Genomic DNA, 26,526 nt, shown 5'->3' with positions numbered 1-26,526 from the left:
ACGGCTTCGCGGACATGGTCGCGGTCAAGGCCGACGGCACGCTGTGGCTCTACTCGAACAACATCGTGCGGGACAACGGCACGCCGTACAGCTCCGCGTCGTCGCGTCAGATCGGCGGCGGCTGGGACGCCTTCTCCAAGATCATCCCTGCCGATGTCACCGGCGACGGCTTCGCGGACATGGTCGCGGTCAAGGCCGACGGCACGCTGTGGCTCTACTCGAACAACATCGTGCGGGACAACGGCACGCCGTACAGCTCCACCTCCTCGCGTCAGATCGGCAGCGGCTGGGGCGGCTTCGCCAGCGTCCTCTGATCCAGCTCCCCGGGCCTGGTCGGCCCAGCGAGTGAACACGGCCCGCCCGTGCACCGAGAAAGCATCGGTGCGCGGGCGGGCCGCTTCGCGCGCTCCTGCCGCCGGTCGGCGGCCATCCACATGAGACCCTCTGCGGGTCGCGGCCTGCTCTACCCTGTGGGCCGTGACCATGTTCCCCAGCCCGCCGGTGCCGTCCAGCCACGAGAGCGAACCCTCGCGCTTCACCGGGTTCCAGCCGGGGAGGTTCGGCAAGGTCCTGCTCGGCGCGGCGGTCGTCGTGGTGCTGGGCCTGGGCGTCTGGGAGGTCGTGGACACCGTCACGGACGACGATCTGGAATTCTCGTACGCCGCCCGGTCCGGCGACGACTTCGCGGATCAGCAGCTGCTGATCCGCAACGGTCGCGGGGTCCCGGTGGCGCCGATCCTGAGGTTCACCGCCCTGAACGGCGACGGGGACACGTTGCCCGGCGTCACGGTGACAACGGTGTGCGGCAGCGATCGCGGCAGCCTGGTGGTGCTGCCCCATGGCAGCAGCGACGTGCTGATCTTCGGCGGCCCGCTCGCCGACCAGGTGGCGGACGTGGAGGTCACCGTCGACGACGCTCCCGCGGTCGACTTCCCGTCCGTCGATTCCGCCGTCGAAATCACGGCTTTCGACGACGAAGGCCTCTCGACCACGGGATACAGCCGGATCTCCGGCGTGAAGGTGACGAACACCAACGGCCTGCCCGTCACGGTCCGGCTGGTGTACATCGTGTGGACCGACCCGGAGACCGGAACGGCGCAGCAGGCCGAGACGGTGACGCCGGTCGGTGACCTGATCACGGTGCCCGCCGACGGCAGCGTGACCGTGCCGATGACCGGCCCGGCCGATGCCGCGAACGCCGCGGCCGTCGCCGGGGATCGCGCGGCCGGCGTCGAGGCCTGCTACTCGGCCGCCGCGGGCGGCTGAGCGGGGTCAGCCGATGTAGGCCAGGGCGAAGCCGATGGTCGGCACCCCGAACAGCACCGACAGCACCGCCAGCCTGGTGATCGTCGGGCGCCGGGTGAGCGCCGCGTACGCGGCCAGCAGCACCGGTGCCATCACCAGCTGGGCCGTGAGCGTGGACCGCGGCACCAGTACGCCGAGCCACGCGCAGCACAGCGAGAACGCCAGGGCCGAACCCCACAGCGCGACGCCGAGGCGGTGCGCGAGGCGCGGCCCGAACCGCACGGCGAAGGTGGTGTCGCCGGCGCCGGAGTCGGCGACCACGTCCGTGACGGTCGTCGGCAGGTACAGGGCGGCGGCGAACAGCAGGCCGAGCAGCCCGAACTGCCACGGGAAGTCCCACGGCGCGCGGGTGATCGACCACCCCGCGGCCGGCGACACCAGCCCCACCACCAGGGCGTTGACCGCGACGTCCCAGCCGGGCCGGGTCTTCAGGCGCAGCGGCGGCACGCTGTAGGCCCACCCGAGCGCCAGCACCCCGGCGACGCCGAGCACGAACAGCGGCCCGACGTACAGCGCGCCGGCGACGGCGGCGAACGCGATCCACCGGTACCAGACACGCAGCCGGCCGGCGGACAACGCCCCGGTGACGAGCGGTGCCGAGGCCTTGCGCGGGTTGTCGCGGTCGCTGCGCAGATCGTGCAGGTCGTTCTGGGCCAGCACCGCACCCCAGATGAGCGGGCCGAGGACGAGCAGGGCCACCGCCGCGCGTGGCGCGTCGCCCCGGGCCGGCAACCAGGCATGGCCCGCCAGGACGGTGCCCAGGTAGGCGGGCACCCAGGATACCGGCCAGAACCAGGGCCGGGAGACGGCGACCAGCAGCGCGGTGGGACGTTCCAGCATGGCCATCCGCGGATCATCCCCCTCACTGCCTGTGCGGCGGCTGAGCTTCGCCGAGGCGCTCTTCAGCGGCATGGCGGGCATGGGCCGAGTCTGGCAGGCCGCGAGCACCGTCGACGCGATCCTCGCGCCCGGCCTGCTGGAGAAGGCCGTCGCGGCGGGGATGCGCAGCGTGTTCGTCGGCTTCGAGACGATCAACGAGGCCAACCTGACCGAGCAGCGCAAGCGGCAGAACGTCGGCCGCAGCTACGAGGCCGTGACGCGGCGGGTGCACGACGCGCTCATCCGCTCCCGTCAGGTGCTGCGCGCCCTGCCGCTGCCGGAGGCGGCGCTCAACAGGTTCCGTTAGCGTCGTGGGCATGCTGCAGGTGACACCGAACGGGCCGTGGGGCACGGATGTGCACCCGAACATGCCCGTGTCGCTCGACGAACTGCTGGCCGATCTCGCGGACTGCTTCCAGGCCGGCGCGACCGGGGTGCACCTGCACGTGCGGGACGCCTCCGGGGCGGAGACGCTGCAGCCGGCCGTCGTCAACGAGACGTGCCGCCGGGTGCGCGAGGTCGCCGCCGAGGCCGGCGTACCGGTGGAGGTCGGCCTGACCACCGGCGAGTGGATCGTTCCCGGCCTGGCGGACCGCATCGCGATGATCCGGGAGTGGGAGGGCGTCGACTGCGCCACGGTCAACCTGTCGGAGCACGGCTTCGAACGCGTCATGCGGGCCATGCTGGACGCCGGCATCGGCGTCGACGCCGGACTCTGGGCGCCGGTGGAGCTGGCCGCCCTGATCGCCTCCGGCCTGCTGCCGCGGCTGTCGCGGGTCAGCATCGAGCTCGACCGGGGCGAGCCCTACCACCTCCGCGGCGAGCCGTCGGCGCTCGCGCAGCGGATCAACGACGAGCTCGACGCGGCGGGGTCCGCCTGCCCGCGGCTGACGCACGGCATGAACGACTGGACCTGGCCCCTGGTCGCCGACGCGTTCCGCCGGGGCCACGACACCCGGGTCGGCTTCGAGGACTCGGTGTACCTGCCGGACGGCACGCGGGCACGCAGCAACGCCGACCTGGTCCGCGCCGCCGTGAACCTGCGGCCGACGGGTTGACGGCGGGCCCGCTGCCCGGGACGTGCACCACCACCTCGGCGACACGCATCGGGCAGCCGGGGGACCGGCGGGCCGCCGTCGGCATCCTCCGCGATACGGGCAGCGTCGACGTCGACCGGTCGGCGCGAGACTCCGCCGGCTCTCCGCCCCACCGCCGGACCTCCGCTCATCGGATCCGATCAACGCACCCAGAAGGCGTCCGGGAGGGCCTGGACGTCCACCGCGGACCGTTCGAGAAGCTCCGCGATGGGCAGCAGCGCGATCTTCGTCGGATCCCCGGCGCCGGCCATGCCGCGGATCACGCCGGCCTGCCGCCGGGCCCTGTCCCGCACGACGACCCCGAACGCCTGCCGGTCGCCGTCGTAGCCGTACGCGTCGAGCAGGAGATGCAGGCGGCGGGACCGCTCCCGCAGGTCATCGGTGCTCAGCGGCGCGCCGTCGTAGGGCGACGCGAGCGGCACCCAGGAGAGTGCGGAGAACGCCAGGTCCCATTCCCGGGTGGACGGGCCGGCGATGTCCCAGTCGCAGAAGCCGACCAGGCGGTCGCCGTCCACGACCGCGTTGTAGGGCGCCGCGTCCTGGTGCCCGACGATCAACCCGGGACCCATCGCGCCGCCGATGAACCATTCCTCCCCGGCCGGCGGCGTGAAATCGGCCGTCAGGTCGTGCACCCGTCGCAGCCACCGCCCGACCTGGATCAGCATCGAGTCGGCCGACGTCCAATCGGGCCATGGTTCCCGGCCGCCGATCGTCTCCCCGTGCAGATAGGTGAGCATCTCGCGGCCATGGTCGTCGAAGCCGAGGGCGCGGGGAGCGGAATCGAAGCCGGCATCCTCGAGGTGCCGGAGCACCGCGTGCACCGTCGCCGTCCAGGATGAGGCCCGCTTGTGGACGACGTCGTCGATCAGTACGGCGCCGGTGGTGTTGCCGCCGGGCAGGGTCTCTTCGCGCATCCACCGTGTGTACCGGGCCATGGGCGGTGGCGAAAGCGATTTTTGTCCGGCCGCGGACGGGTTGACGGCCGTGTCGGTGAGGGAGTTTAGTTCGGCGCAAGCCTGCCGTGCGCCGCGCCGACGATCTTCCCGATGGAAATGCCGGTGCAAACAACAGCACAGCGGCCCGGGTGCAAACCGGGCCGAAGCGTTCTTCTCGACCGGTCGGCCGTCGAGTCGGTGGCTGCTGCCCGCGGCGACTGCAACAGAACTGCATATCCGCGGCATTGACTACGGCCGATGGATTTACTTATGTTTTTCCTAGACGTTTCGTCAATTTATTTCGGCACCCCGGGATCCATTCTTTCGGGCGCCATTCCACCCGTCGCCGGGGACAGTCCGCCCTGAACGGAGAATCCGCCATGCGCAAGAAGCCCCTGCTCGGCGCCGTCACGGGCGCCGCGCTGACCGTATTGATCGGCGTCGCCGGCGTGAACGCGGCCTTCGCCGCCACCTTCTTCGGCGACACCTTCGACGACGGTGACGCGAACGGCTGGACCAAGACCGGCGGCAGCTGGTCGGTCGTCAGCGACGGCTCGCCGGCGTACCGGCAGGCGAGCACGGGAGCGAATGCCAGGGCGCAGGCCGGCGACCTGGCCTGGACCGACTACACGCTGCGGGCCCGGGTCAAGCCGGCCGCCTTCGCCACGCCCGCCCGCTCGGCCGGCATCACCGCGCGCGGCACGTCGCTGAGCAGCTACTACGCCCTGGTGCTGACCGGCGGCGGCGCGGCGCAGCTGCAGCGGGTCGCGAACGGCACCGTCACCACCCTCGGCTCGGCGGCGGTCGGCGTCACCGCCGGCACCTGGTACGACCTGGCGCTGCGGGTGACCGGCTCCACGCTGGCCGGCTCGGTCGACGGCACCCAGGTCGTGCAGGCGGCGGACCCGGCGTTCGGCGCGGGGCGGATCGGGCTGGTCACCTCGTACGCCTCGGCCACCTTCGACGACGTGGTCGTCGAGACGCCGGCCGGCCCCGACCCGACAAGCACGACGCCCACGACGCCGCCGGACCCCGGCAACTGCCGGGTGGCGGGGGTGCCCACCGGCTTCGCGGCGGTGAACGCCTGGGGCCGCGGCACCACCACCGGCGGCGCGGGCGGCGCCACCGTCACGGTGGACACCGCCGCCGAGCTGCTGGGCGCGATCGCGCGTCCCGAGCCCCTCACCATCTGCGTCAGCGGCACGATCACCCTGCCGGCCGGCATGTACGACGTCGCGTCGGACAAGTCGATAGTCGGCGTGGGCGCCACCGCGGGCATCACCGGGGGCGGCTTCAACATCGGCCTGCCGGTCTCCGCGGTGACGACGCCGCCGGCCGGCGCGGTGCGGAACGTGATCATCCAGAACCTGTCGTTCCGCGACGCGAGCGACGACTCGATCAACGTGCAGATGTTCTCCCACCACGTCTGGCTCGACCACAACGACCTGGCCCAGGGCTACGACGGCCTGATCGACATCAAGCGCGGCTCGTCGTACGTGACCGTGTCGTGGAACCACACCCACCACCACACCAAGAACATGCTGCTCGGCCACGACGACGCCAACGGCGCGCAGGACACCGGGCGGCTGATGGTCAGCTACCACCACAACTGGTTCGACGCGACGCCGCAGCGCAACCCGCGGGTCCGCTTCGGCGAGCCGGTGCACGTGTACAACAACTACTACTTCCACAACACCGACACCGGCGTGGCCTGCCAGAACAACGCCGGGTGCCTGGTCGAGGGCAACTACTTCGAGAACGTCGAGGAGCCGGTGACCAACACGTACGCCGGGCCGGCCGGCCGGTGCGTCGCCCGCAACAACGTCTTCGCCGGCGAGTCGGGGACGCCCGAATGCTCCGGCACCGTCCGGGAGGCGAGCGCGTACTACGCGTACACGCTGGACGATCCGAACTCCGTCAAGGCGATCGTGACCGGCGCCGCCGGTGTGGGGAGGGTGTCATGAACCGCCGTACCGTCGTGCGCTGCGCGCTGACCACAACGCTGATCGCGGCCGGCCTGGCCGGCACCGCCACGGCGGCCGGCGCGGCCGGCGCACCGGACGGCTTCGCGTCCGTCGCGGCGCTGGGACTGTCCGGCACCACCGGCGGCGCCGGCGGGCCGGCCGTCACGGTCGGCACCACCGACGAGCTGCTCACCGCGATCGACACGGTCGGCCCGATGATCATTCAGGTGTCGGGCACCATCGCCATCACCAGCAAGCAGGGGGTACGGCCGAACAAGACGATCGTGGGCCTCGGGTCCTCGGCGGTCGTCACCGGCGGCGGCTTCGACTTCTACCGCTCGTCGAACGTGATCGTGCGGAACCTGACGTTCACCGACGCGGAGGACGACGCCGTCAACATCGGCCAGCAGTCGCACCACATCTGGATCGACCACAACACGTTCGTCCGGCCGGCCGACGGCTCGGTCGACATCGTCCGCGGCGCCGACTACGTGACCGTGTCCTGGAACCACTTCGCCGGAACCGACAAGAGCATGCTGATCGGGCACTCCGACGGCGCGGCGTCGACGGACATCGGGCACCTGAGGGTCAGCATCCACCACAACTGGTTCGACGGCTCCCGCCAGCGTCACCCGAGGGTGCGCTTCGGCGAACCGGTGCACGTCTACAACAACTACTTCCGCGCCAACGAGCTGTACGGCGTCGCGTCGACCGAGAACGCGGGAGTGCTGGTCGAGGGCAACTACTTCGCCGCGGTGGCGTACCCCTGCCACTCGGCGAGCGGGTACGCGGACAGCGGCCCGGGCCGGCTGGTGCAGCGCGGCAACGTGTTCGCGGGCTCCGGACCGTGCGAGGCGGGCGGGTCCGTCGTGGAGCCGCGGACCTTCTACGCGTACACATTGGACGCCGCGGCGACCGTGCCGGGCCTGGTGACGGCCGGGGCCGGCGCGGGCCGGCTGTGACCACGCGGCTCTGGGCCGTACCGTGTCCGGCAGCCGGTCTTGCGCCAGGCCTATCAAAGTGATATCACATTTCTGCCGGTGTCCGCGCGACGGTAGGACGCAACATGACTCGCCAGTTGGAGATCGATCAGGTCAGCAAGCGCTACGGCGACATCGTGGCCCTGCACGGCATCACCTTCCAGGTCCGCGCCGGAGAGATCTTCGGCCTCGTGGGGAGCAACGGCGCCGGCAAGACCACCGCGATGCGCATCGTGCTGGGCGTGCTGGCCGCGGACGCGGGCGCGGTGCGGTGGGACGGCCGGGCGATCGACCTCGACGTGCGCCGGCGCATCGGCTACATGCCCGAGGAGCGCGGGCTCTACCCCAGGATGAAGGTCGCCGAGCAGCTGGTCTACCTGGCCCGCCTGCACGGCATGTCGGCGGCGGAGGCCCGCGCCTCGGTGAACGTCTGGACCGAGCGGCTGGCCATCGCGGGCCGCCGCGACGACGACGTGATCAAGCTTTCGCTGGGCAATCAGCAGCGCGTCCAACTGGCCTCCGCGCTGGTGCACGATCCCGAGATCCTGGTTCTCGACGAGCCGTTCTCGGGCCTGGACCCGGTCGCCGTCGACGTGATGAGCGCGGTGCTGCGCGACCAGGCCCGCGCCGGCGTGCCGGTGATGTTCTCCAGCCACCAGCTGGACCTCGTCGAGCGCCTCTGCGACCGAGTGGGCATCGTGCGGCAGGGCCGCATGGTCGCCGCCGGGACCGTCGACGAGCTCCGGGCCGGCGGGCGCGACGAGCTGATCGTGGGGGCGCCGGCCGCCCCGCCCGGGTGGGCCGGCGGGCTCGCCGGCGTCACCGTCATCGACCAGTCCGGCGGGCACACCCGCCTGGCCCTCGCCGAGGGCGCCGACGATCAGGCGATCCTCCGGGCGGCCCTCGCCACCGGGCCGGTGCACGAGTTCACCCGCAGCCGGCCCTCGCTGACCGACCTGTTCCGCGACATCGTCGGCGCCGACCCGGCCGACACCGAGGGAGAAGCAGCATGACGAGCCAGAACCCTCGCCAGGCCATCGGGCTGATCGCGAGCCGCGAGATCGTCACCCGGCTGCGTTCCAAGGCCTTCCGCATCGCGACCGGGGCCAGCGTCCTCATCCTCATCGGCATCGCGGTGGTCGCGAAACTCGCCGGCGGCAGCCCGTCCTATCTGGACGTCGGCCTCACCCCCGGCGCGGTGCCCCTGACCGGTGTGGTCGCCTCGACCGCCGGCTCGATCCACGTCGACCTGCGCACCCGGGAGGTCGACGACTCCGCCGGGCGCGGTCAGGTGCGTGACGGCAAGCTCGACGCCCTGCTGATCGGCGACGCCACCTCGATTCAGGTCGTCGTCAAGACCGACCTCGACGACGGGCTCCGCTCGGTGCTTCAGCTGGTCGCCCAGCGCGCCGCGCTCGACCAGCAGGTCCGCGCCCTCGGCGGCGACCCCGCCCGGGTCGCCGCGGGGATCTCCGCGGCGACCGTGACGGTCACGCCGCTCGTGCCACCCAAGAAGACCAACAGCGAGCAACTGGCCGTCGGCATCATCACCAGCGTCCTGATCTACATGGCCCTGCTGCTCAACGGGCAGGCCGTAGCGCAGGGCGTCGTCGAGGAGAAGACCAGCCGCGTCGTCGAGATCCTCCTCGCCACCGTCCGGCCCTGGCAGCTGATGATCGGCAAGGTTCTCGGCCTCGGCGTCGTCGGCCTGATCCAGGTGTCCGTCATCGCACTGGCCGGCGTCGCCGCCGGCGTGGCGACCGGCTCGCTGCACCTGCACGCCACCGCGGCGTTCAGCACCATCGCCTGGCTGATCGCCTGGTTCCTGCTCGGTTACATCGCCTACTCGCTCGCCTTCGCCGCCGTCGCCTCCCTGGTCTCCCGGCAGGAGGAGGTCGCCGCGGCGGTCACGCCGGTGCTGATGCTGCTCATCGTCGGCTACGTCATCGGCATCTCGATACTTCCGGCGAACCCCGACTCCGGGTTCGTCGCGGTGCTGTCGCTGATTCCGATCTTCTCGCCGACCCTGATGCCGGTCCGGCTGGCGCTCGGCGTGGTCCCGGCCTGGCAGGCGGCCGTCTCCCTCGCGGGCATCATCGCGGTCATTCCGCTGCTGCTCTGGTTCTCGGCGCGGGTCTACAGCAACGCGGTTCTGCGCAGCGGCGCCAGGGTGCGGCTGCGCGACGCCTGGCGCGCCGGCTGAGCCGTCTTTTTTGAGCCGGGAGCGGTTGCGGGACCACCCATCGGGGGTATAGCGAGCCCCGTGAGGATCTTCGGCCGGCCGGTGCCCGCGGTGATCGCGGTGGTGTCGGTGGTGCTGTTGTGGGCCGGTTTCGCGTACCAGGTGAGCAGGCCGGCGGACGCGAGGGAGTACCTGCGCACGGCGATGCAGGTGGCCGAGTCGGCGCACGACGCCGCGGTCACCGGTGCGCTGATCGGGCGCCGGCAGCTCGAGGACCAGGTGTTCGGGGCGTTCGCGGTCACCGCGTACGGGGACGCGGCCAAGGGGCTGGCGGGCGCCGCCGGCAAGATCGCCGGGCCGGTGCCGCCCGACGCCGCGTCGGCGCGGCTGCGTGACCGGCTCCTCGCGCTCCTGCAGGCCGCCACCCGCGAACTCGGCGACGCCGCGGCGGCCCGCACCGACCCGGCCCTGCGCGCGGCGGTCGCCGGGCTGGACGCGGTGGGGGTCCGGCTCGCCGCCCTGATCGAGCGGCAACGGTGAGGGGCCCGGCGTGAAACGGGTACTCGCCGTCGCCCTCGGCATCCTCACCGCGATCGGCGGGTTCGTCGACATCGGCGACATCGTCGCCAACGCGGAGGCCGGCGCCCGGTTCGGCATGGCGCACGCCTGGGTGCTGCTGGTCGGCGTGATCGGCATCTGCGCGTACGCGGAAATGAGCGGGCGGGTGGCCGCGATCAGTGGCCGGCCGGTGTTCGACCTGGTCCGCGAGCGGCTCGGCCCGCGGGTGGCCCTGGCGAACCTGGCCGGGTCGCTGCTGGTGACGGTGCTGACCCTCGGCGCGGAGCTGGGCGGCGTCGGCCTGGCGCTGCAGCTGGCCACCAGCGTCGACTACCTGCTGTGGGTGCCGGTGGTCGCGGTCGTGCTGTGGGTGGCGCTGTGGCGGGCGAAGTTCTCGGTGCTGGAGAACGTGTTCGGGCTGACCGGGCTGACCCTGGTGGTGTTCCTCGTCGCGATCTTCCGCCTCGGGCCGGACACCGGGGAGTTGTGGCAGCAGGCCACCCATCCGGCCCCGCCGGCGGGGGAGGACTGGGGCACCTACTGGTTCTTCGCGGTCGCCCTGTTCGCCTCGGCGATGACCCCGTACGAGGTGTTCTTCTTCTCCTCCGGCGCGGTCGAGGAGCGCTGGGGCCGCAAGGATCTGCTCACCGCCCGGGTCAACGTGTTCCTCGGCTTCCCGCTCGGCGGGCTGCTGGCGTTCGCGCTGATGGCCACCTCGGCCATCGTGTTCCACCCGCTGCAGACCTCGGTCGACTCGCTGTCGCAGACGGCCATGCCGGTCGCCATGGCGCTGGGCAGGCTCGGCCTGGCGGCGGCGATCCTCGGGTTCTTCGCCGCCACGTTCGGCGCGGCGATGGAGACCGGCCTGTCCGCCGGGTACACGGTGGCGCAGTATTTCGGGTGGGCCTGGGGCAAGCTGCGCAGGCCGCGGGAGGCGGCCCGGTTCCACACCGTGGTGATGGTGTCGATCCTGGCCGGGGTGGGTGTCCTGATGACCACGATCGACCCGATCCAGCTCACCGAGTACACGCTGGTGTTCAGCGCGGTCGCGCTGCCGCTGACGTACCTGCCGATTCTGGTCGTGGCCAACGACCGGGACTATCTCGGCGAGCGGGTGAACGGCCGGCTCGCCAACGGCGTCGGCGTCGTGTTCCTGGTCGTGGTGGTGCTCGCGGCGGTGGCCGCGATCCCGCTGATGCTGGTGACCCGGATGGGAGGGGGCTGACATGCTGATCGGATTCGACCTGCTCGACCGGCAGATCCTCGACGCCGGCGGCGAACCCGTCGGCAAGGTCGACGACGTCGAGCTCGACCGCGGCCCGGGCGGCAATCTGTACGTCGCCGCGCTGCTGGTCGGGCCGAAGGCGCTCGGCGAACGCATCGGGGGGCGGCTCGGCCGCTGGATCGAGGGCGCCGCCCGCCGGCTGTCGCACGACTACGAGCAGGACCCGATCCGGATCCCGTTCGACCTCGTCGCCGGCATCGACAGCGCGGTGCACCTTTCCGTACGCCGGGAGCTGCTGCCCGACCCGGCGCTGGAGGCGTGGCTGCGCGACAATCTCATCGGCCGCATCCCGGGGGCGTCCGATGCCACCTGAGCCGTCCGGAGGCCCGCTGCGGGCCGGCCGGCTGCTGGGCCGGGAGGTCCGCCACCGCGACGGGCGCGTCCTCGGCCGCATCGCCGACCTGCACACCACCCGCGACGACGACGGGCGCGAGTACGTCACGGCCGCGATCGTGACCAGCGGCCGGTGGGGGCGGCTGCTCGGCTACGAGCGCGACGAGGTGATCGGGCCCTGGCTGGTGGAGCGGCTCGCCCGGTACGTGCTGCGCCGGCACACCCACCACGTGCCGTTCGACGAGCTGCGACTCTGACCGGATCCGGCATGAACGCGGGGATTCGGGGTAGCCCATGGTCATGACCACCGTTGCCGAACAGATCGTGGCCGGCCTCGGCGACCTCGGCGTGCGCCAGGTGTGGGGTGTCGTGGGCGACGCGCTCAATCCGATCACCGACGCGATCCGCCAGGACGGGCGCATCGAGTGGATCGGCACCCGCCACGAGGAGGCCGCGGCGTTCGCGGCCGGGGCGCAGGCCCAGCTGACCGGGGTGCTCGGCGTCTGCCTGGGCACGGTCGGCCCCGGCGCGATCCACCTGCTCAACGGCCTGTACGACGCGAAGAAGTCGCACGCCCCGGTGCTGGCGATCTGCGGACAGGTGCCGCTGGCCGAGCTGGGCAGCGAGTACTTCCAGGAGATCGACAACGACCTGCTGTTCCGCGACGTCGCGGCGTTCCGGCACACGCTCACCTCGACGGCGCAGCTGCCGCGGCTGCTGGAGCAGGCGGTGCAGGCGGCGTACGCCGCCCCGGGCGTCGCCGTGCTGACGGTGCCGGGCGACCTCGGCGGGCGGGACCTGCCGCGTGGCGTTGCCGCGCCGCGCTTCGCGATCCGGCGGCCGGTGACCCTGCCCGACGAGCAGGACCTGGCCCGGGCCGCCGAGCTGATCAACGCCGCGTCGAGCGTGACCATGCTGGTCGGTATGGGCGCCCGGGGGGCCCGGCCGGAGGTGCTGGCCCTCGCCGAGCGGCTGAGCGCGCCGATGGTGCTCACGTTGAAGGCCAAGGAGGGGCTGGAGCACGACAACCCGTACCAGGTGGGTCAGAGCGGGCTGATCGGGAACCCGGCCAGCAAGACGGCCTTCGACCGGGCGGACCTGCTGCTGATGATCGGCACGGATTTCCCGTACCCGGACTGGCTGCCCGCGGGCACGACGACGGTGCAGATCGAGGCGCGCGCCGAGCACGTCGGACGGCGTACGCCGGTCGACGCCGGCCTGATCGGCGACGCCGCGACCACCCTGCGCGAGCTGACCCCGCGCCTGACCGCCAAGACGGACCGGGCGCATCTCGACGCCACGCGCAAGGACTACGAGTCCTGGCGTGACCGGCAACGCCGGCTCGTCGACCCCGGCCATGACGAGTCGCTGATCGGCCGGATCCGGTCCACATTCGACAACACCGACCTGCGCATCCGCCCCGAGGCGCTGGCCGCCCTGGTCGACGAGGTCGCCGCCGAGAACGCGGTCTTCACCACGGACACCGGGATGTCGACGGTGTGGCTGTCCCGGTTCGTCGAGATGCGCGGCAGCCGGCGGCTGCTGGGCTCCTACAACCTCGGCTCGATGGCGAACGCGATGCCGCAGGCCCTCGGCGCGCAGGCCCTGGACCGGCGGCGGCAGGTCGTCGCGTTCTGCGGCGACGGCGGTCTCACCATGCTCCTCGGCGATCTGCTCACCGCCGTCGCGTACGACCTGCCGGTGAAGCTTGTGGTGTTCGACAACGGCCGGCTCGGCATGGTCAAGCTCGAACAGGAACAGGCCGGCCTCCCCGAGTACGGCACCGAACTGGTCAACCCGGACCTGGCGATGGTCGGGCGTGCGATCGGCCTGACCGGGATCCGGGTCACCGACCCCGACCGCCTGGACGCGGCCGTACGCGAGGCCTTCGCCGCTCCCGGCCCGGTGCTGCTGGACGTGGTCACCAACCCGGAGGAGATCGCGCTGCCGCCGAAGACCACCGCCGGCGACACCTGGGGCTTCGCCATCGCCAAGCTCAAGGAGGGCCTCGTCAGCCCCGGCGACAAGGGCTGACCGGCCCCGAGGTTTGCCGCACCGCCGGAAGTGGGAAACACGTCGCTCGCCCCCTGCGCAATTAAGGAGTAAACGTGGAAGTCACCGGGTTCCTCACCGCGATCATCATCGGCCTGATCATCGGCGCGCTCGGGCGACTCGTCGTCCCCGGCAAGCAGAACATCCCGATCTGGCTCACCCTCGTCATCGGCGTCATCGCCGCCCTGCTCGGCACCCTGCTCGCCGGCGCGCTGGACGTCGCCGAGACCGACGGCGTCGACTGGATCGAGTTGATCCTCCAGGTCGCCCTGGCCGCCGTGGGCGTCGCGATCGCCGCCGGAGCCTACGGCCGCCGCGCTCGATGACCCTGGCCCGGATCCGGGCGCTCCGCAGCAGACGCCGCCACCCATCCCGCCTCGGGTTGGGTGGCGGCGTTTCGGGCACGACGGGGCATACATTGACATGTTTACCGCCATGGATGCCGGAACGTGACCTGAGTTCGATGGGATGTGACCCTCAACTGCATCGGAGGGAAGCGTTCCATGAGAAAGCGCCTCATAGCCGGGGCCGTCGCCACCGCGACGGGCCTGACCTTCCTTATCACCGGACCCGGCGGTTCGGCCGGCGCCGCACCGGCGTTGTCGAGCGCCGCCACGGAATACACCGTGGTCGCCGAGGACGGGGTGTCCGCCGAGGCGGCCGTACAGGCGATCACCGCCGCCGGTGGCACCGTCGTCGGCCGTAACGACGCCGTCGGCATGTTCCAGGTGACCTCGCAGCGCACCGACTTCGCCGCGCGGGCCACCGCCGAGACCGCGCTGATCGGCGCCAGCGAGCGCAAGGCCATCGGATACGCGCCCAAGGCCGACAAGGTGATCGAGCGGGAGAACCTGGCCTCCGCCGCGTCCTCCGGCCGGCACTCGTCGAAGGGCGCCAAGCTCGACCCGCTCGACGACAAGCTCTGGGGCCTGAAGATGATCAGGGCCGACGCGGCGCGCAAGAAGGAGGCCGGCGACCGGGGCATCACCGTCGGCGTCCTCGACACCGGCCTCGACGCGAGCAACCCGGACCTGGCGCCCAACTTCAGCCGCCGGCTCTCGCGCAACTTCGCCACGGACCTGGTCGACATCGACGGGCCCTGTGAGGTCGCCGGCTGTCTCGACCCGGTCGGCACCGACGACGGCGGCCACGGCACGCACGTCGCCGGCACCATCGGCGCGGCCGCCAACGGCTCCGGCGTCTCCGGCGTCGCCCCCGGCGTCACGCTCGTCGAGCTCAAGGGCGGCCAGGACTCCGGCTACTTCTTCCTCGAGCCGGTCGTCAACGCGCTCACCTACGCCGGCGACGCCGGCATCGACGTGGTCAACATGTCGTTCTACGTCGACCCGTGGCTCTACAACTGCACCGGCAACCCGGCCGACACGGCGGCGGAGCAGGCCGAGCAGAAGGCCATCATCCAGGGCATGAAGCGCGCCCTCAACTACGCGCACCGCCGCGGCGTCACCCTGGTCGGCGCCCTGGGCAACAACCACGAGGACCTCGGCAAGCCGCGCACCGACACGTCCAGCCCGGACTACCCGGCCGATGCCGCCAAGCCGCGCCCGGTCGACAACGACACCTGCTGGGACCTGCCCGTCGAGGGCCCGCACGTCATCGGCGTCTCGTCGGTCGGCCCGTCGGGCCAGAAGGCCGACTACTCCAACTACGGCCTCGAGCAGATCTCCGTCGCCGCGCCGGGCGGCTGGTTCCGTGACGGCTTCGGCACGCCGACCTCGCGGACGAACGGCAACGAGATCCTGTCGACGTACCCGCTCAAGGTGCTGCAGGAGGAGGGCACGGTCGACGCGGCCGGCAACGTCGTCGCGGGCAACGAGGACCTGGTCTTCAAGGACTGCACGAAGGCCGGCGTCTGCGGCTACTACACCTACCTGCAGGGCACCTCGATGGCCTCGCCGCACGCCGCGGGCGTGGCGGCGCTGATCGCCAGCAGGTTCGGCGTGCGCGACTGGTGGCGCGGCGGCCTCACGATGTCGCCCGACAAGGTGGAGAAGCAGCTTTACCGCACCGCGGCCGAGACGGCCTGCCCGCAGCCGCCGCTCAAGAGCTACGTGCAGGAGGGCCGCGACGCCTCCTTCGACGCCCTGTGCGAGGGCGGCAAGCGGTTCAACGGGTTCTACGGCCACGGCATCGTCGACGCCTACGCCGCGGTGACCACGCACCTGCACTGACGCGAGGGCCTGCCCGGCCGGGGTCGCCATGACCCCGGCCGGGCAGGCCGGCGTTTCGTTGCGTCAGGCGGGTTCGATCCAGATGTTGCGGTAGCGGACGTTCGCGCCGGGGTCGCCGTGGTCCTGCAGGCGGATCGGCCGGAAGTCCGGGCCCTCGGGGGCGCCGTTGCCCGTCGGGCCGTCGACGGCGACGTTGTCGTGCACGGTGGTGCCGTTCCAGACCACGGTGACCCGGGCGTTCTCGGTCTTCGTCGTGCCGCTGTACCGTGCCGCCCGGAACGTGACGTCGTAGGTCTGCCAGGTCTCCGGCGCGGTGCCCGCGTTGGCGGACGGCGCCCGTTTCAGGTAGATCGAGGCGCAGTCGTTGTCGGCCGGCGCGGCCTTGCCGAACGAGTCGAGCACCTGGAGCTCGTAGCGGTCCTGCAGGTAGATGCCGCTGTTGGCCCGGGCCTGGCCGGTCACGTCGGCCGGCAGGTTCGGCAGCCAGAACTCCGCGTGCAGCCGGAAGTCGCCGAAGGTCTGCTTGGTGCGCAGGTCACCGCCGAGCACCTCGGCCGAGCCGCCGGAGATCGGCCAGGTCGGCGCGGTGCCGTCGGCGTTCTGGAACGCTTGCAGGTTGCCGCCGTCGAACAGATTGACCCGGCTGGTCCCGTTGTGTGTCCACTTCTGCTGGGCCACGTCGGCCCAGTCCCAGATCTGGATCTGGGTGCGGTCCGCGCTCGATCCGCCCGCGACGTCGAGCACCTTGCCGGACTGCGGGTTGAGCAGGGAGCCGTTGGCCTGGGCCCGCCAGACCTGGGCGGCGCCGTTGTTGCAGGTGTAGAGCTGCACCTTGGTGCCGTTGGCGGTGCCGCCGTTGTCGATGTCCAGGCACTTGCCGAGGGCCCGCAGCGTGTCCCCGTCGCGGGTCCAGCTCTGCGAGGACGAGTTGTTGCAGGTGTACAGCTGAATCTTGGTGCGGTCGGCATTGCCGGCGTTGTCCACGTCGAGGCACTTGCCGCCGATCCCGGTGATGGTGCCGGTCCGCGGCGCGGTGGACGTGCCGCTGTCGACGGTGAGGCTGTCCAGGTTGACGTTCCCGGCGTCGCCGGTGTCCACCTTGTACGCGACCGTGTTGCCGCCGGCCCGCAGCGTCACCGCGTCGGACCTGGTCGCCCAGGTGTCCCAGTTGCCGGTGTCGGCGAGGCTCACCTGCCGCACCTTGCTGCCGTTGACGTACAGGCTGACGGTCTTGGCGCCCGCCGACGGGTTCGGGCCGTTGCTGTAGCGCAGCGAGACCGGGTAGGAGCCGGCCGCCGGCACGTCGACGCTGAAGGTGGCCGCGGCGCCCGCCGAGCCGAAGCCGGCGACGAAGCCGGAGCCGGTGTAGCCGGTGTGGTCGGACGCCACCCCCGCGCTGCCGCTCAGCCCGGCGTTCTCCGCCTCGACCTGGCCGGTCCGCGCGGTCGTGCCGTCGGGGAGGCTGTTCAGCGTGTACCAGGCCTCGGTGCTCCACAGCGACGTGCCGGACGTCGAGGTGAACGGCCGCGGCGAGCGGACGTGCACCACCCGGCCCGGCTTGAGCCCGGTCAGCTTGAGCGTCACCGTGAGCCGGTCCGCGGACAGGGTCGCCGAGGTCACCGGCAGCGTCTCCTCGTCGACCTTCGGCCCGCCGTATGCCGGCGTCGGCACGTAGCGCCACTGCTCGGCCCGGTAGCGTGCCGCGAGTTGCTCGGCGGTGCCGGTCGACACCGGCTGGGTGTACTCGAGCTGGAAGCCGCCGTCGACGGCGCGCATAGCCTTGATGTCGAAGACGGAGGCGCCGTTGGGCGTCAGCTTCTGCAGCCCGTACGTCAGCTTGCCCTCCTGGCCCCAGTTGCCGCCCGCGCCGAGCCCGCCGGCGTAGAGGGCGCCGTCCGGGCCCTGGACCAGGCGCAGCACGCCAACCTCGAGGCCCTGGGTCAGGCGGAAGACCGCACCCTGGTACTGCCCGTTGACCTTCTCCAGGAAGCCGCGCTGGATGCCGCCGTACGTGACGTCGCCGAAGAGCATCTGGCCCGCGTACGGCCCGGAGTCGAGCAGCAGCGGGGTGCTCGGGGAGTTGGCGATCTCGTTCTGCGGCAGCCACAGCACGGGCTGGGTGACCGGCTGGCCGTCGTACGGGCCGTCCGGGTTGGTGTAGTGGTTGAAGAAGCGGCCCGGCTTGATCTGCACGAGCTTCGAGGCGGGCAGCCAGCCGCCCTGGTTGTCGGTGACGAAGATGTCGCCCTCCGGCCCCCAGCCGAGGCCGTCCGGGGTGCGCAGGCCGCCGGCGACGTACTCCACCGCCCCGGTCGTACGGTTGATCTTCAGGCTGGTGCCGCGGTTCGGCGAGCCCTGCGGTTCGGTGGTCGCGCCGCCGAGGTTGATCGACACGGACAGGTTCAGATAGAAGTACCCGTCCTTGTAGAGCAGGCCGAACGCGAACTCGTGGAAGTTGCCGTCGAACGGCCAGGTGGCCACCCTGCGGTACTGGTCGATGGTCCCGTCGCCGTTGGTGTCGGTGAGCTCGGTGAGCTCATGCTTCTGCGCCACGTAGATCTTGCCGTCGACGATCTTCAGGCCCATGGGTTCGCGGAGCCCGGTGGCGATCCTGGTGTACGTGACCTGGCTCGGCGAGGTGGCGCCGGTGACGCCGCTGAGGATGTAGACCTCGCCGGCGACGGTGTCGCTGCCGCCCCAGGTGGCGATGGCCAGGCGCCCGTCGGGGAAGAAGTCCATGGCGCTGACCTGCGGCTGGAAGCCGGAGGGCCGCAGGTTGGTGAGCGTGTAGCCGGGGTGCACGGCGGTGAGCGGGAGGCCGTCGCCGGGGCTGTCCCCGGAGGCCTCGCACTCCTTGCGGCCGGGCGCCGTCACCCGCACCACGCCGGCGTCGGTGCTCAGCGCGCTGGTGGGCACGACCGCGAACGCGGTCGCGCCCGGCGGCCGCCATTCCAGGGTGAGCTGCTGGCCGCCGTCGCGCTCGAAGTAGTCGATGCGCAGGGCGTGGTAGCCGGTGGTGAGGGTGACGCCGCCCTCCTTGGCGGTCGCACCGTGCGCGCCGTCGTGGTTGATGACGGTCGCGCCGTCGATCGCCAGCCGTGACCCGTCGTCGCTGGTGAGCCGGAAGGTGTAGGCCCCCGCCGTGGCGATGTTGACGTTGCCGCTGACCTCGGTCTGGAAGTGGTCCTCGAAGCCGAAGTCGGCCGCGGTGGTCCAGTTGATCGCCGGCATGAGATTGTCGACGTTGGGGGTCTGCCCGGGCTTCAGGACGCAGATCGTGTCGCGTGCCGTCTGCAGGTCGAAGGTCCGCAGCGTGACGCCGGGCTCCTGCGGTGGCACGGCGGCGGACGCGGGGAGTGCGGGCATCAGGCCCGCGAGCAGGAGGGCGGTGCCCAGCACGAGGGAGGCGGACTTAGGGGGACGGATCGGTCTTCTCATCGAGCGCTCCAGGGGCAGCAGCATGATCACGACTCAAGGTCGACAACCATCGATGCCTGATCACGCTAGGCACGTTCTGTTCAAAAGTCCATTACTTTTATGAAACGCAAGTGAACTTTTGCCTGTAACAACGAAAGTGTCTGCCCTTGCGGCCGCGCCCGTCCTCGGCAACCTCTACCCGGCCAAGCGCGGGCTGGGACCGGGTGGTGCGGGGCAGGGTGCGCAAGGGCCGCGGTCGCCGGCACCGCGACCGCGAGGTGGCCTGAACGATGCCTTAGGCTGGCGGGATGTCGTCGCACGCGGCCTGACCGCGACCAGGTTCGTTTGCGCCCGCGGCCGTCCTTTGCGGCGTAAAATCGCTGCTCAAGCCACTCGGCGGCAGGCGCACACCGGGGGCCGTCGTGTCGTGTGTCCGTCCTCTCGACCCGCCAGACCGAACCGACACCGGAGAGACAGATGACCGACACGTTGCCCTCCACCTCCGGCACGCTCCCCGGTGTCGAGGTCCTGCGGGTGATCGCCCGCCGCGTGCTGTGGCTGTCGGCGGCGATCGTGGACGCCGCCAACGCCGGCCGGCCCAACGACTCCGGGGTCAAGGTCGGCGGCCACCAGGCCTCCAGCGCCTCGATGGTCGACATCATGGTGGCCCTGTGGTTCGCCGAGCTGACCAGCCGGGACCGGGTTTCGGTCAAGCCGCACGCCTCGCCCGTGCTGCACGCCATCAACTACCTGCTCGGCGACCTCGACGAGTCCTACCTGCCGCTGCTGCGTGCCAAGGGCGGCCTGCAGTCCTACCCCTCCCGGCTCAAGGACCCCGACACGGTCGACTTCTCCACCGGCTCGGTCGGCATCGGCGCGACGGCCGCGCTGTGGGCGGCGATGGCGCACCGCTACGTCGGATCCCGGTTCCCGGTGCCCGCCGGCGGGCGGTTCGTCAGCCTGCTCGGCGACGCCGAGCTCGACGAGGGCGCCATCTGGGAAGCGGTCATGGATCCGGCGGTCGCCAAGCTGGGCGAGCTGCTCTGGGTGGTCGACCTCAACCGGCAGTCCCTGGACCGCGTCGTCCCCGACATCCAGATCGCCAAGCTGCAGGGCATGTTCGCCGCCGCCGGCTGGCAGGTCGTCGTCCTCAAGTGGGGACGCATCATCTCGCGGCTGTTCGAACGCCCCGGCGGGCAGGCGCTGCGGGCCCGGCTCGAGGCGATGCCCAACGAGGAGTACCAGCGGATGCTGCGGGTCGACCCCGAGCAGATCGCCGAGCGCATCCTCGCCGGCGGCGACGCCGTCGCCGACGCGCCGCGGCTCAGGGCGCTGCTGGACGAGATCCCGCCCGCCGAGCTCGCCGCCGCCGTCCGCGACCTCGGCGGCCACGACCTCGGGCTGCTCGTCGACACCTTCCGCGGCGTCGATCAGCACCGCCCGTCCGTGGTGTTCGCCTACACCGTCAAGGGCCGCGGCCTGCCGACGGAGGGGCACCCCAACAACCACTCCGCGCTGCTCAACGCCGCCCAGCTGGACGCCCTCGCGGTGAGCTCCGGCATGGAACGCGAGGCGCCGTGGCAGCGTTTCGAGCCGCACACCGCCGCCGGCCGGCTGTGCGACGAGCGCGCGGCGGCGCTGCGCCGCGAGCCCATCGCGCCGACCTCACCGATTCCGGTACCCCCGCAGCTCGGCCACGGCTACCGCAAGCCGATCAGCACCCAGGCCGCCCTCGGCCGGATCCTGGCCGACCTGCCCCGCGACGCCCCCGAGGCCGCCGCCCGCATCGTCACCTGCTCGCCGGACGTCGCCTCCTCCACCAACCTGGGCGGCTGGATCAACAAGACCGGCGTGTGGTCGGTCGAGGACCGCCACGACTGGTTCGCCGACGACGCCGAACGCGTGCTGCGCTGGCAGGAGCACGGCCGGGGCCAGCACATCGAGCTCGGCATCGCCGAGGTCAACCTCGTCTCCCTGCTCGGCGAGCTCGGCGTGACGTGGTCGCGCTGGGGCGAGCGGCTCATACCCATCGCCACGCTCTACGACCCCTTCGTCTCCCGCGCCCTCGAGCCCTGGTCCTACGGCATCTACGCCGGAGGCCAGTCGATCCTGGTCGGTACCCCGTCCGGGGTGACCCTGGCGCCGGAGGGCGGGGCGCACCAGTCCATCACCACCCCGTCGATCGGGCTGGAGCAGCCCGGCTGCGTCGCCTGGGAGCCGGCCTTCGCCCAGGATCTGGAGTGGTGCCTGCTGCAGGCCATGAGCCAGGTCGGCGTCGAGGGCGGCACGTCCGCGTACTTCCGGCTGTCCACCCGGCCCATCGAGCCCGGGCTCTCCCGCGTACCGAAGGAGGCGGCCCTGCGCGAACGCCGCCGGCTGCAGGCGGTCGCCGGCGGTTACCGGCTGCCCGCCGGCCACCCGCAGGGGGACGAGGACGTCACCCTCGTCGGCGTCGGTGCGATCATGCCGGAGGTCGTCGCGGCCGCGGACCTCCTGGCCGCGAACGGGGTCCGGGCCGGCGTCGTCTGCCTGACCAGCCCCGACCTCGTCTTCCGCTCGCTGCAGCAGCGGGACAGCCGGGACGCCGGCGTAGGCGGCGGCATCCTGAACGAGCTGTTCCCCGCCGAGCGCCCCGCGCCGCTGGTCACCGTCCACGACGGACACCCGCACACGCTGGCGTTCCTCGCCGCGGCGCGCGGGGACCGGATCCGCTGCCTCGGCGCCACCGAGTTCGGCCAGTCGTCCGGCCTTGCCGACGCCTACCGGATCCACGGCATCGACACCAACTCGATAGTCGACGCCGCGCTGACCGTCGTCCGCCGCTGATCGCCGGCGCCGCTCGCGGTGGTCGCGAGCGGCGCGGGCCGGTCAGCGGGTCGGCAGATCCCGGGCGGCGAACCTGGCTCCCGCGACCCGCTGCAGCGCGGCGACCACATCGGACGGCGATTCGACAAGATCGTCGATCGGGATCACGTCGTAACCGGCGTGCTCCTCGCCCTTCCGCTTGTACTTGGCCCTGGTGCCGAGATCGGCGCCGGGCGCGGGCCAGAGGATCAGATGCGGTGCGGACGTCTCGTCGGCGTAGTGCGGCCGCTCGATGGTGACCGCGGCCAGCGACTCCCAGGGGATGTCGGCCTTGAGGTTCTCGCAGCGGACGATCAGCCCCGCGTCATCCGCCTCGAACCGGAACGGATGCCGAATGGTCATGTATATCTGGGCGAAGCCCAGCAGGGCGATGAGCCCGCCGAACCCGTACGCCAGCCAGGGTCCGAGCACGAACTCGCGGCCCATCAGGTCGAGCAGCGTCGGCAGTGCGAGCCCGAGGCAGCCGAACGCGGCCATCAGGAAGGCGGTACGGAGCACCTTGCCGGTGTTGCGATGAAGTACCACGGGGTCTCCAAAAAGGCATCGTTACTGAGGGTGCTGGGCACGCTAGCAGCGCACAGTGACGTGTGACAATGCGTGAGTGCGAACAATCGGCCCGCCGGTAAGGCGCACCCCCGGCCCGTCCGGTGGTCCGCCGCCGTCAGCCGTCATCGACGCGTTCACGGAGGTCGCCGGCCAGGCTTCGGGCCGTTACCGGGCAGATCTGAAAGGAAACGCTGAGTAGTCGGGCCTCGGCGGTTCCGGACCGGAGGCGCGCCTCCTCCTCGGCGACCTCAGCGCCGGGCGCCCCGGGCGGTGGCGGCGGCAATCGCGGTGAAGACCCCGACCAGCACGCGATCGTAGGCGCGGTCGGGCAGGAGCCAGCGGGCGAGCAGCGCCGCCCGGGCGCCGCGCCCGACCGGGTAGCGAGCGCGTGGCCGCCGCACCGTCGCGGCCCGGCCGATCGCCCGGGCGACGACGGCCGGGGACGAGATGCCCTTCGCGTCCGAGGTCAGCGACGCCGCGTACCGGCGGGCGTAGCCGGCGTAGGCGCCGTCGCCGGAGGTGGCGAGCAGCCGCTCGCCCGCTATCCGGGAGAACTCGGTGTCGATGCCACCGGGCTGGATCATGACGACGTCGATGCCCAGCGGCCTGAGCTCGACCCGCAGGCAATCGCTGAGACCCTCCAGCGCGTACTTCGTCGCGTGGTACCACCCGCCGAGCGGCTGATACATCCTCGCGCCGACCGAGGAGACGTTGATGATGCGCCCGGAGCCCCGCGCCCGCAGGTGGGGCAGCACGAGCTGGCACAGCCGGGCCGCGCCGAAGACGTTGACCTCGAACTGCCGCCGGGCCTCGTCCAGCGGCACGTCCTCGATCGCGCCGAAGGATCCGTATCCGGCGTTGTTCACCAGGACGTCGATTCGGCCCGACTCCGCGATCACCCGATCGACCAGGGCCGCCAGGTCGGCCTCGTCGGTGACGTCGGCCCTGATCGGGTGGATGCCGAGCGCGGCGAGCGAAGCCATCCGGTCCAGCCGGCGGGCGACCGCGTAGACCTGAAAGCCCCGCTCCCGCAGCAGGCGGCTGGTGGCCGCGCCGATCCCCGCGGACGCGCCGGTCACGATCGCAACCCTGCCCATGTACCCACCCACCGCTGCTCGGACGGACCGATGAGGTGCTCAGGGTAGCGACGTCCACACGGACCGCGGCCTGGTGCGATGCGGTGGGGTCAGGGCGCGGCGGTCCGCGGATCATCGACGTCGGTCAGCATGCAGGACAGGGCCCGGGCGTATCTTTCGGCGGCCGAGGCGGTCGCGGCGGCGACCTTGCGGCGCTCGCCGGGCGCGGCGGCGCGGCGGCCGGAGAGCTCGCGGCGCAGGGCTTGCAGCTCGGACAGATGACCATCCAGAAGGTTCAGGATCTCGCCGTGCATCACGACACCTCACTCGACGACGCCGGGGACAAGCTGCGGTCCGACGCGGCCCCGATGCCGGCAGGTGAATGGCGGTAGTTTTGCTGGCGCCCCGCTACCGCTTCTTGTCCTTCTTCGACCGCTCCGCCCTGACCGTGCTTCGTCGGCGTCTGTCCGGGCGGCACGAAACGGCGCTGCTGCGCCGAAACGGGAGCACCCTGATTTCAACGTCACGTAGCCGAAGGATCTACGGTAAGCGACCTTGTGGACACGCTAGCGACGGTGATCCACCGCTGCCAAGAGGCCCGGGACGCCGTGTTTACAACTGGCAGGTCACGGGCCATCGAGAGGGTGACAACACAGTCCGGCCGTCCCAACTGGCGGACGTCAGCTTGAGATCGGCGCGGTTGGTCAGGCGCCCGGCGGGGTGCCGCCGAGCGCCGGCGCGCTCACTTGGGTGGTTCGGTGCCCGCCTGCTCGCTGACGAGGTATTCCGCATACCAGTCGGGCCAGTTCTCGTCGACCTCGCCGGTGCGCTGCTCGTGCTCGCCGTGCGCGGCGGCCGCCCGGCGCAGCGCGCCAGCCAGGTCGGTCACTCCCGCGTACGTCGTCTCCCCGGAGTCGATCCTCCCCGGCAGCCGGGCGGTGACCTCCTGCAGCACCCAGCCGTTGCCGTCGGGATCGCTGAACGTGGCGAGCGAGTTGTAGGTGGCCCGGTCGGGCGCCGGCCCGTCGGCGCGGCCGGTCGGCGTCCGGTGGAACATCGCGCTGACGTCGACGCCCTTCGCGGTCAACTCGGCGCGGGCCTGCTCGAGGTCGGCGACGATCAGAAAAAGGTTCTGCGCCGATCCGGGCGGGGCCGTCGCGGTGCCCGGAGCAAAGTGGATCGAGCAGGCGGAGCCCGGGGGAGTGAACTGGATCGCGCGGGCGCCGCCGAGCACGAAGTCCGCGTCCAGCCGCCATCCGAGGCCGGTGTAGAACGCCTTCGCCCGGTCGAGATCGGCGACCGGGAGGGTGACCACCTCGAGCTTCAGGTCGGCGCCGTCGCGGTTGTTCGTCGTCATCGCGGCCTCCTTGGGAGTGACTCGGGGACTACGGTGTCACCGTCCGCCGCCCGGCATCCAGGCGGTGAATCGGCGCATCGTGCGATAAACGTGCGTACTGGAATGGCTTGCGTGATCACCTGTTCGAGATTATCCGGACGGTGCTGAGCCCGGCCCGTTTCAGGAATTCGGTTCAAGGCACCAATCATTCATTCGCCCGACACCTCGGGTTTCACGCACGTAGGCCCCGTCGTGGAGCATGGTGAAGTTCGGTTCCGGGCCAGCCGGTGGATCGCCGAGAGGGTGATCAAGTTGAGTCGACCTTGCGGTTGGTGGCCGCACCGCGTCCTCAGGACCGATCCGACGGCAGCGAGGGGTGAACCTCGATGGGCAGACCGCCATTCGAACTGCGGACCGAATCCGACGGAACGGTCGTCATCCGGGCGCGCGGCGTCGTCGGCGTCGTCGACGCCGTGCGGCTCCAACAGGTCCTGGTCCACACCGTCCGGAAGGTCCGGCCATTCCGGCTCGTCCTCGACCTGGCCGCCGTTTCCCGGCTCGACCCGATAAACGCCGGGACCGTGGCCGCGGCCTGCGGCATGGGCGACGACAATCAGGTCGCCGTGTACATCGACAATGCCTCCCGCCGCATCGCCGACCAACTGGCCGCGGCCGGCGTACCGCCTCAGCGTCTGCGCCGGACCGGCGCAGTGACCTGACGGCACCGCCGGGGCGTGTGACAATGGCGGCTGTGGCCGGTCTGTCGCTGTGGTCCGAGGGCTCGTTTCTGTCGATCGCCAGTCGTGGATCAATCCTGTCGATCGGATCGGCCGGGTCGGTGCTGAGCGTCGGCTCGGTCGGCTCGGCCCTGTCGGTCGCCTCGGCGGGCTCGACCCTGTCCGCCTTCTCGGTGTCGTCGGTGCTGTCCGTCGGCTCGGCGCTGTCGGCCCGGTCGCGCTGGTCGCTGCTGAGCAGTGGCGGCGACCGCGATGTGCTGGCGCGCCGCGTGCCGCCGCTGCCCGTGCTCGTCGTCGCAGGCGGGGCGGCGCTTGCCGTGCTCCTCACGGCCCGCCGTCGCCGGGGCCGGCCGGGGTGACGTCCAGGGGCAGCGCTGCCGCTCGGGGCTGAGCGGCGGGTCTGGCCGCCGATGTCCCTCCTCATCCGGCTGACCCGGCGGCGCTTCCGCCGCCGGGCCGCCGTTGATTTCCGCGATCAGTCCTGCTCCGCCGGTGGGAGGTAGGCGCCCGGTACGGCCGCCGGGGCGAAGATCCTGTCCTCGCCGGAGTACGGCCGCTTCCAGTCGTGTGCCTGGTACCAGGTGAAGTGGTTCATCTGCGCCGGGTTCGCGAAGTCGGGCCGGGCGTCGGGCCCGGTCAGCCGCTGTCCCGACTTCCAGGCGTCCCACTGCGCCGCGACCTGCTGCTTGTCCGCCGGCACCCGCGCCGACGGCGCGGCCGCCGCGTCGGGGACCTGCCGCGCCGGATCGTCCGGGCCGCAGGCCGGCAGGGTCGCCAGGCCCACGGTCAG

At 71.7% G+C, this 26,526-nt stretch carries 25 protein-coding genes and 1 pseudogene; 18 read left to right on the top strand and 8 right to left on the bottom strand.

What is annotated here, in order from left to right:
- Together AB0F10_RS21495 and AB0F10_RS21490 are read left to right on the top strand one after the other, a co-directional pair.
- On the top strand, positions 1-314 hold a 314-nt coding region (locus AB0F10_RS21495), incomplete at its 5' end, for an FG-GAP-like repeat-containing protein (protein WP_360627631.1).
- 163 nt (positions 315-477) lie between these two features.
- Positions 478-1,266, top strand: coding sequence for a hypothetical protein (locus tag AB0F10_RS21490; RefSeq protein WP_360627628.1), 789 nt, complete (start codon positions 478-480; stop codon positions 1,264-1,266).
- A gap of 6 nt (positions 1,267-1,272) precedes the next feature.
- On the opposite strand, the gene AB0F10_RS21485 is transcribed toward AB0F10_RS21490, so the two are convergent.
- Entirely contained in the window at positions 1,273-2,151 is an 879-nt protein-coding gene (locus AB0F10_RS21485; RefSeq protein WP_360627625.1) for a prenyltransferase, read from the bottom strand.
- 25 nt (positions 2,152-2,176) lie between these two features.
- On the opposite strand from AB0F10_RS21485, the gene AB0F10_RS21480 reads away from it, so the two are divergent.
- Together AB0F10_RS21480 and AB0F10_RS21475 are read left to right on the top strand one after the other, a co-directional pair.
- Entirely contained in the window at positions 2,177-2,491 is a 315-nt protein-coding gene (locus AB0F10_RS21480; RefSeq protein ID WP_360627623.1) for a hypothetical protein, read from the top strand.
- 10 nt (positions 2,492-2,501) lie between these two features.
- Complete coding sequence (locus AB0F10_RS21475) at positions 2,502-3,242, top strand: 3-keto-5-aminohexanoate cleavage protein (RefSeq protein WP_360627620.1); 741 nt, start codon at positions 2,502-2,504, stop codon at positions 3,240-3,242.
- A gap of 179 nt (positions 3,243-3,421) precedes the next feature.
- Here AB0F10_RS21475 and AB0F10_RS21470 read toward each other — a convergent pair whose 3' ends face one another.
- On the bottom strand, positions 3,422-4,195 hold the full coding sequence (locus tag AB0F10_RS21470; RefSeq protein WP_360627617.1) for an aminoglycoside phosphotransferase family protein: 774 nt from the start codon (positions 4,193-4,195) through the stop codon (positions 3,422-3,424).
- A 401-nt stretch (positions 4,196-4,596) separates the two neighbouring features.
- Between AB0F10_RS21470 and AB0F10_RS21465 the strand changes: the two genes are divergently transcribed.
- The 11 genes from AB0F10_RS21465 to AB0F10_RS21415 all read left to right on the top strand — a co-directional run bounded on the left by AB0F10_RS21465 (position 4,597) and on the right by AB0F10_RS21415 (position 15,759).
- Positions 4,597-6,180: a family 16 glycoside hydrolase gene (locus AB0F10_RS21465; RefSeq protein ID WP_360627614.1), complete on the top strand. Its 1,584-nt coding sequence runs from the start codon at positions 4,597-4,599 to the stop codon at positions 6,178-6,180.
- Positions 6,177-7,142, top strand: coding sequence for a pectate lyase (locus AB0F10_RS21460; RefSeq protein ID WP_360627611.1), 966 nt, complete (start codon positions 6,177-6,179; stop codon positions 7,140-7,142). The genes AB0F10_RS21465 and AB0F10_RS21460 overlap by 4 nt, the downstream gene beginning before the upstream one ends.
- Positions 7,143-7,246: 104 nt before the next feature.
- Positions 7,247-8,173, top strand: coding sequence for an ATP-binding cassette domain-containing protein (locus tag AB0F10_RS21455; protein WP_360627608.1), 927 nt, complete (start codon positions 7,247-7,249; stop codon positions 8,171-8,173).
- Entirely contained in the window at positions 8,170-9,363 is a 1,194-nt protein-coding gene (locus tag AB0F10_RS21450; protein WP_360627605.1) for an ABC transporter permease, read from the top strand. Before AB0F10_RS21455 ends, AB0F10_RS21450 begins: the two co-directional genes overlap by 4 nt.
- Positions 9,364-9,423: 60 nt before the next feature.
- Complete coding sequence (locus tag AB0F10_RS21445) at positions 9,424-9,882, top strand: hypothetical protein (RefSeq protein WP_360627602.1); 459 nt, start codon at positions 9,424-9,426, stop codon at positions 9,880-9,882.
- Positions 9,883-9,892: 10 nt separating this feature from the next.
- A complete protein-coding gene (locus AB0F10_RS21440) occupies positions 9,893-11,125 on the top strand; it encodes a divalent metal cation transporter (RefSeq protein ID WP_360627599.1) in 1,233 nt (410 codons plus the stop codon).
- Position 11,126: 1 nt separating this feature from the next.
- The gene (locus tag AB0F10_RS21435) at positions 11,127-11,498 is read left to right on the top strand and encodes a hypothetical protein (RefSeq protein ID WP_360627596.1); all 372 of its coding nucleotides are present in this window, start codon (positions 11,127-11,129) and stop codon (positions 11,496-11,498) included.
- Positions 11,488-11,775: a PRC-barrel domain containing protein gene (locus AB0F10_RS21430; RefSeq protein WP_360627593.1), complete on the top strand. Its 288-nt coding sequence runs from the start codon at positions 11,488-11,490 to the stop codon at positions 11,773-11,775. Before AB0F10_RS21435 ends, AB0F10_RS21430 begins: the two co-directional genes overlap by 11 nt.
- 43 nt (positions 11,776-11,818) lie before the next feature.
- The gene (locus tag AB0F10_RS21425; protein WP_360627590.1) at positions 11,819-13,552 is read left to right on the top strand and encodes a thiamine pyrophosphate-dependent enzyme; all 1,734 of its coding nucleotides are present in this window, start codon (positions 11,819-11,821) and stop codon (positions 13,550-13,552) included.
- Positions 13,553-13,626: 74 nt separating this feature from the next.
- Entirely contained in the window at positions 13,627-13,896 is a 270-nt protein-coding gene (locus AB0F10_RS21420; protein WP_360627587.1) for a GlsB/YeaQ/YmgE family stress response membrane protein, read from the top strand.
- A 177-nt stretch (positions 13,897-14,073) separates the two neighbouring features.
- Positions 14,074-15,759, top strand: a complete 1,686-nt coding sequence (locus tag AB0F10_RS21415; protein ID WP_360627584.1) for a S8 family serine peptidase — start codon at positions 14,074-14,076, stop codon at positions 15,757-15,759.
- A 63-nt stretch (positions 15,760-15,822) separates the two neighbouring features.
- Here the strand turns inward: AB0F10_RS21415 and AB0F10_RS21410 are convergent, their stop codons facing one another.
- Positions 15,823-19,197: a family 16 glycoside hydrolase gene (locus tag AB0F10_RS21410; protein WP_360627581.1), complete on the bottom strand. Its 3,375-nt coding sequence runs from the start codon at positions 19,195-19,197 to the stop codon at positions 15,823-15,825.
- 456 nt (positions 19,198-19,653) lie between these two features.
- On the opposite strand from AB0F10_RS21410, the gene AB0F10_RS21405 reads away from it, so the two are divergent.
- Entirely contained in the window at positions 19,654-22,002 is a 2,349-nt protein-coding gene (locus AB0F10_RS21405; RefSeq protein ID WP_360627578.1) for a transketolase-like TK C-terminal-containing protein, read from the top strand.
- 42 nt (positions 22,003-22,044) lie between these two features.
- Here the strand turns inward: AB0F10_RS21405 and AB0F10_RS21400 are convergent, their stop codons facing one another.
- From AB0F10_RS21400 to AB0F10_RS21385, 4 genes are all read right to left on the bottom strand, one after another.
- Complete coding sequence (locus AB0F10_RS21400; RefSeq protein ID WP_360627575.1) at positions 22,045-22,566, bottom strand: hypothetical protein; 522 nt, start codon at positions 22,564-22,566, stop codon at positions 22,045-22,047.
- Positions 22,567-22,835: 269 nt separating this feature from the next.
- Entirely contained in the window at positions 22,836-23,684 is an 849-nt protein-coding gene (locus AB0F10_RS21395; RefSeq protein WP_360627572.1) for an oxidoreductase, read from the bottom strand.
- Between the two features lie 89 nt (positions 23,685-23,773).
- Complete coding sequence (locus AB0F10_RS21390) at positions 23,774-23,977, bottom strand: hypothetical protein (RefSeq protein ID WP_360627569.1); 204 nt, start codon at positions 23,975-23,977, stop codon at positions 23,774-23,776.
- A gap of 428 nt (positions 23,978-24,405) precedes the next feature.
- Positions 24,406-25,020, bottom strand: a complete 615-nt coding sequence (locus AB0F10_RS21385) for a VOC family protein (RefSeq protein ID WP_360627565.1) — start codon at positions 25,018-25,020, stop codon at positions 24,406-24,408.
- Positions 25,021-25,385: 365 nt separating this feature from the next.
- On the opposite strand from AB0F10_RS21385, the gene AB0F10_RS21380 reads away from it, so the two are divergent.
- Both AB0F10_RS21380 and AB0F10_RS21375 read left to right on the top strand, forming a co-directional pair.
- Entirely contained in the window at positions 25,386-25,718 is a 333-nt protein-coding gene (locus AB0F10_RS21380) for a hypothetical protein (RefSeq protein ID WP_360627562.1), read from the top strand.
- Between the two features lie 32 nt (positions 25,719-25,750).
- Positions 25,751-26,095, top strand: coding sequence for a hypothetical protein (locus AB0F10_RS21375; protein ID WP_360627559.1), 345 nt, complete (start codon positions 25,751-25,753; stop codon positions 26,093-26,095).
- Between the two features lie 116 nt (positions 26,096-26,211).
- On the opposite strand, the pseudogene AB0F10_RS21370 reads toward AB0F10_RS21375, so the two are convergent.
- Positions 26,212-26,526, bottom strand: a pseudogene (locus tag AB0F10_RS21370) (phosphoesterase); the annotation flags it as partial.

This window comes from Actinoplanes sp. NPDC026623, assembly GCF_040638275.1.
Lineage (GTDB): Bacteria > Actinomycetota > Actinomycetes > Mycobacteriales > Micromonosporaceae > Actinoplanes.
This window is presented reverse-complemented; position numbering and strand designations above follow the sequence as displayed.

Coding starts and splice junctions, on each gene's coding strand:
- AB0F10_RS21390 (WP_360627569.1), bottom strand. CDS start 23,977: ATGCACGGCGAGATCCTGAACCTTCTGGATGGTCATCTGTCCGAGCTG.
- AB0F10_RS21430 (WP_360627593.1), top strand. CDS start 11,488: ATGCCACCTGAGCCGTCCGGAGGCCCGCTGCGGGCCGGCCGGCTGCTG.
- AB0F10_RS21465 (WP_360627614.1), top strand. CDS start 4,597: ATGCGCAAGAAGCCCCTGCTCGGCGCCGTCACGGGCGCCGCGCTGACC.
- AB0F10_RS21455 (WP_360627608.1), top strand. CDS start 7,247: ATGACTCGCCAGTTGGAGATCGATCAGGTCAGCAAGCGCTACGGCGAC.
- AB0F10_RS21385 (WP_360627565.1), bottom strand. CDS start 25,020: ATGACGACGAACAACCGCGACGGCGCCGACCTGAAGCTCGAGGTGGTC.
- AB0F10_RS21475 (WP_360627620.1), top strand. CDS start 2,502: ATGCTGCAGGTGACACCGAACGGGCCGTGGGGCACGGATGTGCACCCG.
- AB0F10_RS21405 (WP_360627578.1), top strand. CDS start 19,654: ATGACCGACACGTTGCCCTCCACCTCCGGCACGCTCCCCGGTGTCGAG.
- AB0F10_RS21460 (WP_360627611.1), top strand. CDS start 6,177: ATGAACCGCCGTACCGTCGTGCGCTGCGCGCTGACCACAACGCTGATC.
- AB0F10_RS21485 (WP_360627625.1), bottom strand. CDS start 2,151: ATGGCCATGCTGGAACGTCCCACCGCGCTGCTGGTCGCCGTCTCCCGG.
- AB0F10_RS21425 (WP_360627590.1), top strand. CDS start 11,819: ATGACCACCGTTGCCGAACAGATCGTGGCCGGCCTCGGCGACCTCGGC.
- AB0F10_RS21415 (WP_360627584.1), top strand. CDS start 14,074: ATGAGAAAGCGCCTCATAGCCGGGGCCGTCGCCACCGCGACGGGCCTG.
- AB0F10_RS21380 (WP_360627562.1), top strand. CDS start 25,386: ATGGGCAGACCGCCATTCGAACTGCGGACCGAATCCGACGGAACGGTC.
- AB0F10_RS21470 (WP_360627617.1), bottom strand. CDS start 4,195: ATGCGCGAAGAGACCCTGCCCGGCGGCAACACCACCGGCGCCGTACTG.
- AB0F10_RS21435 (WP_360627596.1), top strand. CDS start 11,127: ATGCTGATCGGATTCGACCTGCTCGACCGGCAGATCCTCGACGCCGGC.
- AB0F10_RS21395 (WP_360627572.1), bottom strand. CDS start 23,684: ATGGGCAGGGTTGCGATCGTGACCGGCGCGTCCGCGGGGATCGGCGCG.
- AB0F10_RS21410 (WP_360627581.1), bottom strand. CDS start 19,197: ATGAGAAGACCGATCCGTCCCCCTAAGTCCGCCTCCCTCGTGCTGGGC.
- AB0F10_RS21450 (WP_360627605.1), top strand. CDS start 8,170: ATGACGAGCCAGAACCCTCGCCAGGCCATCGGGCTGATCGCGAGCCGC.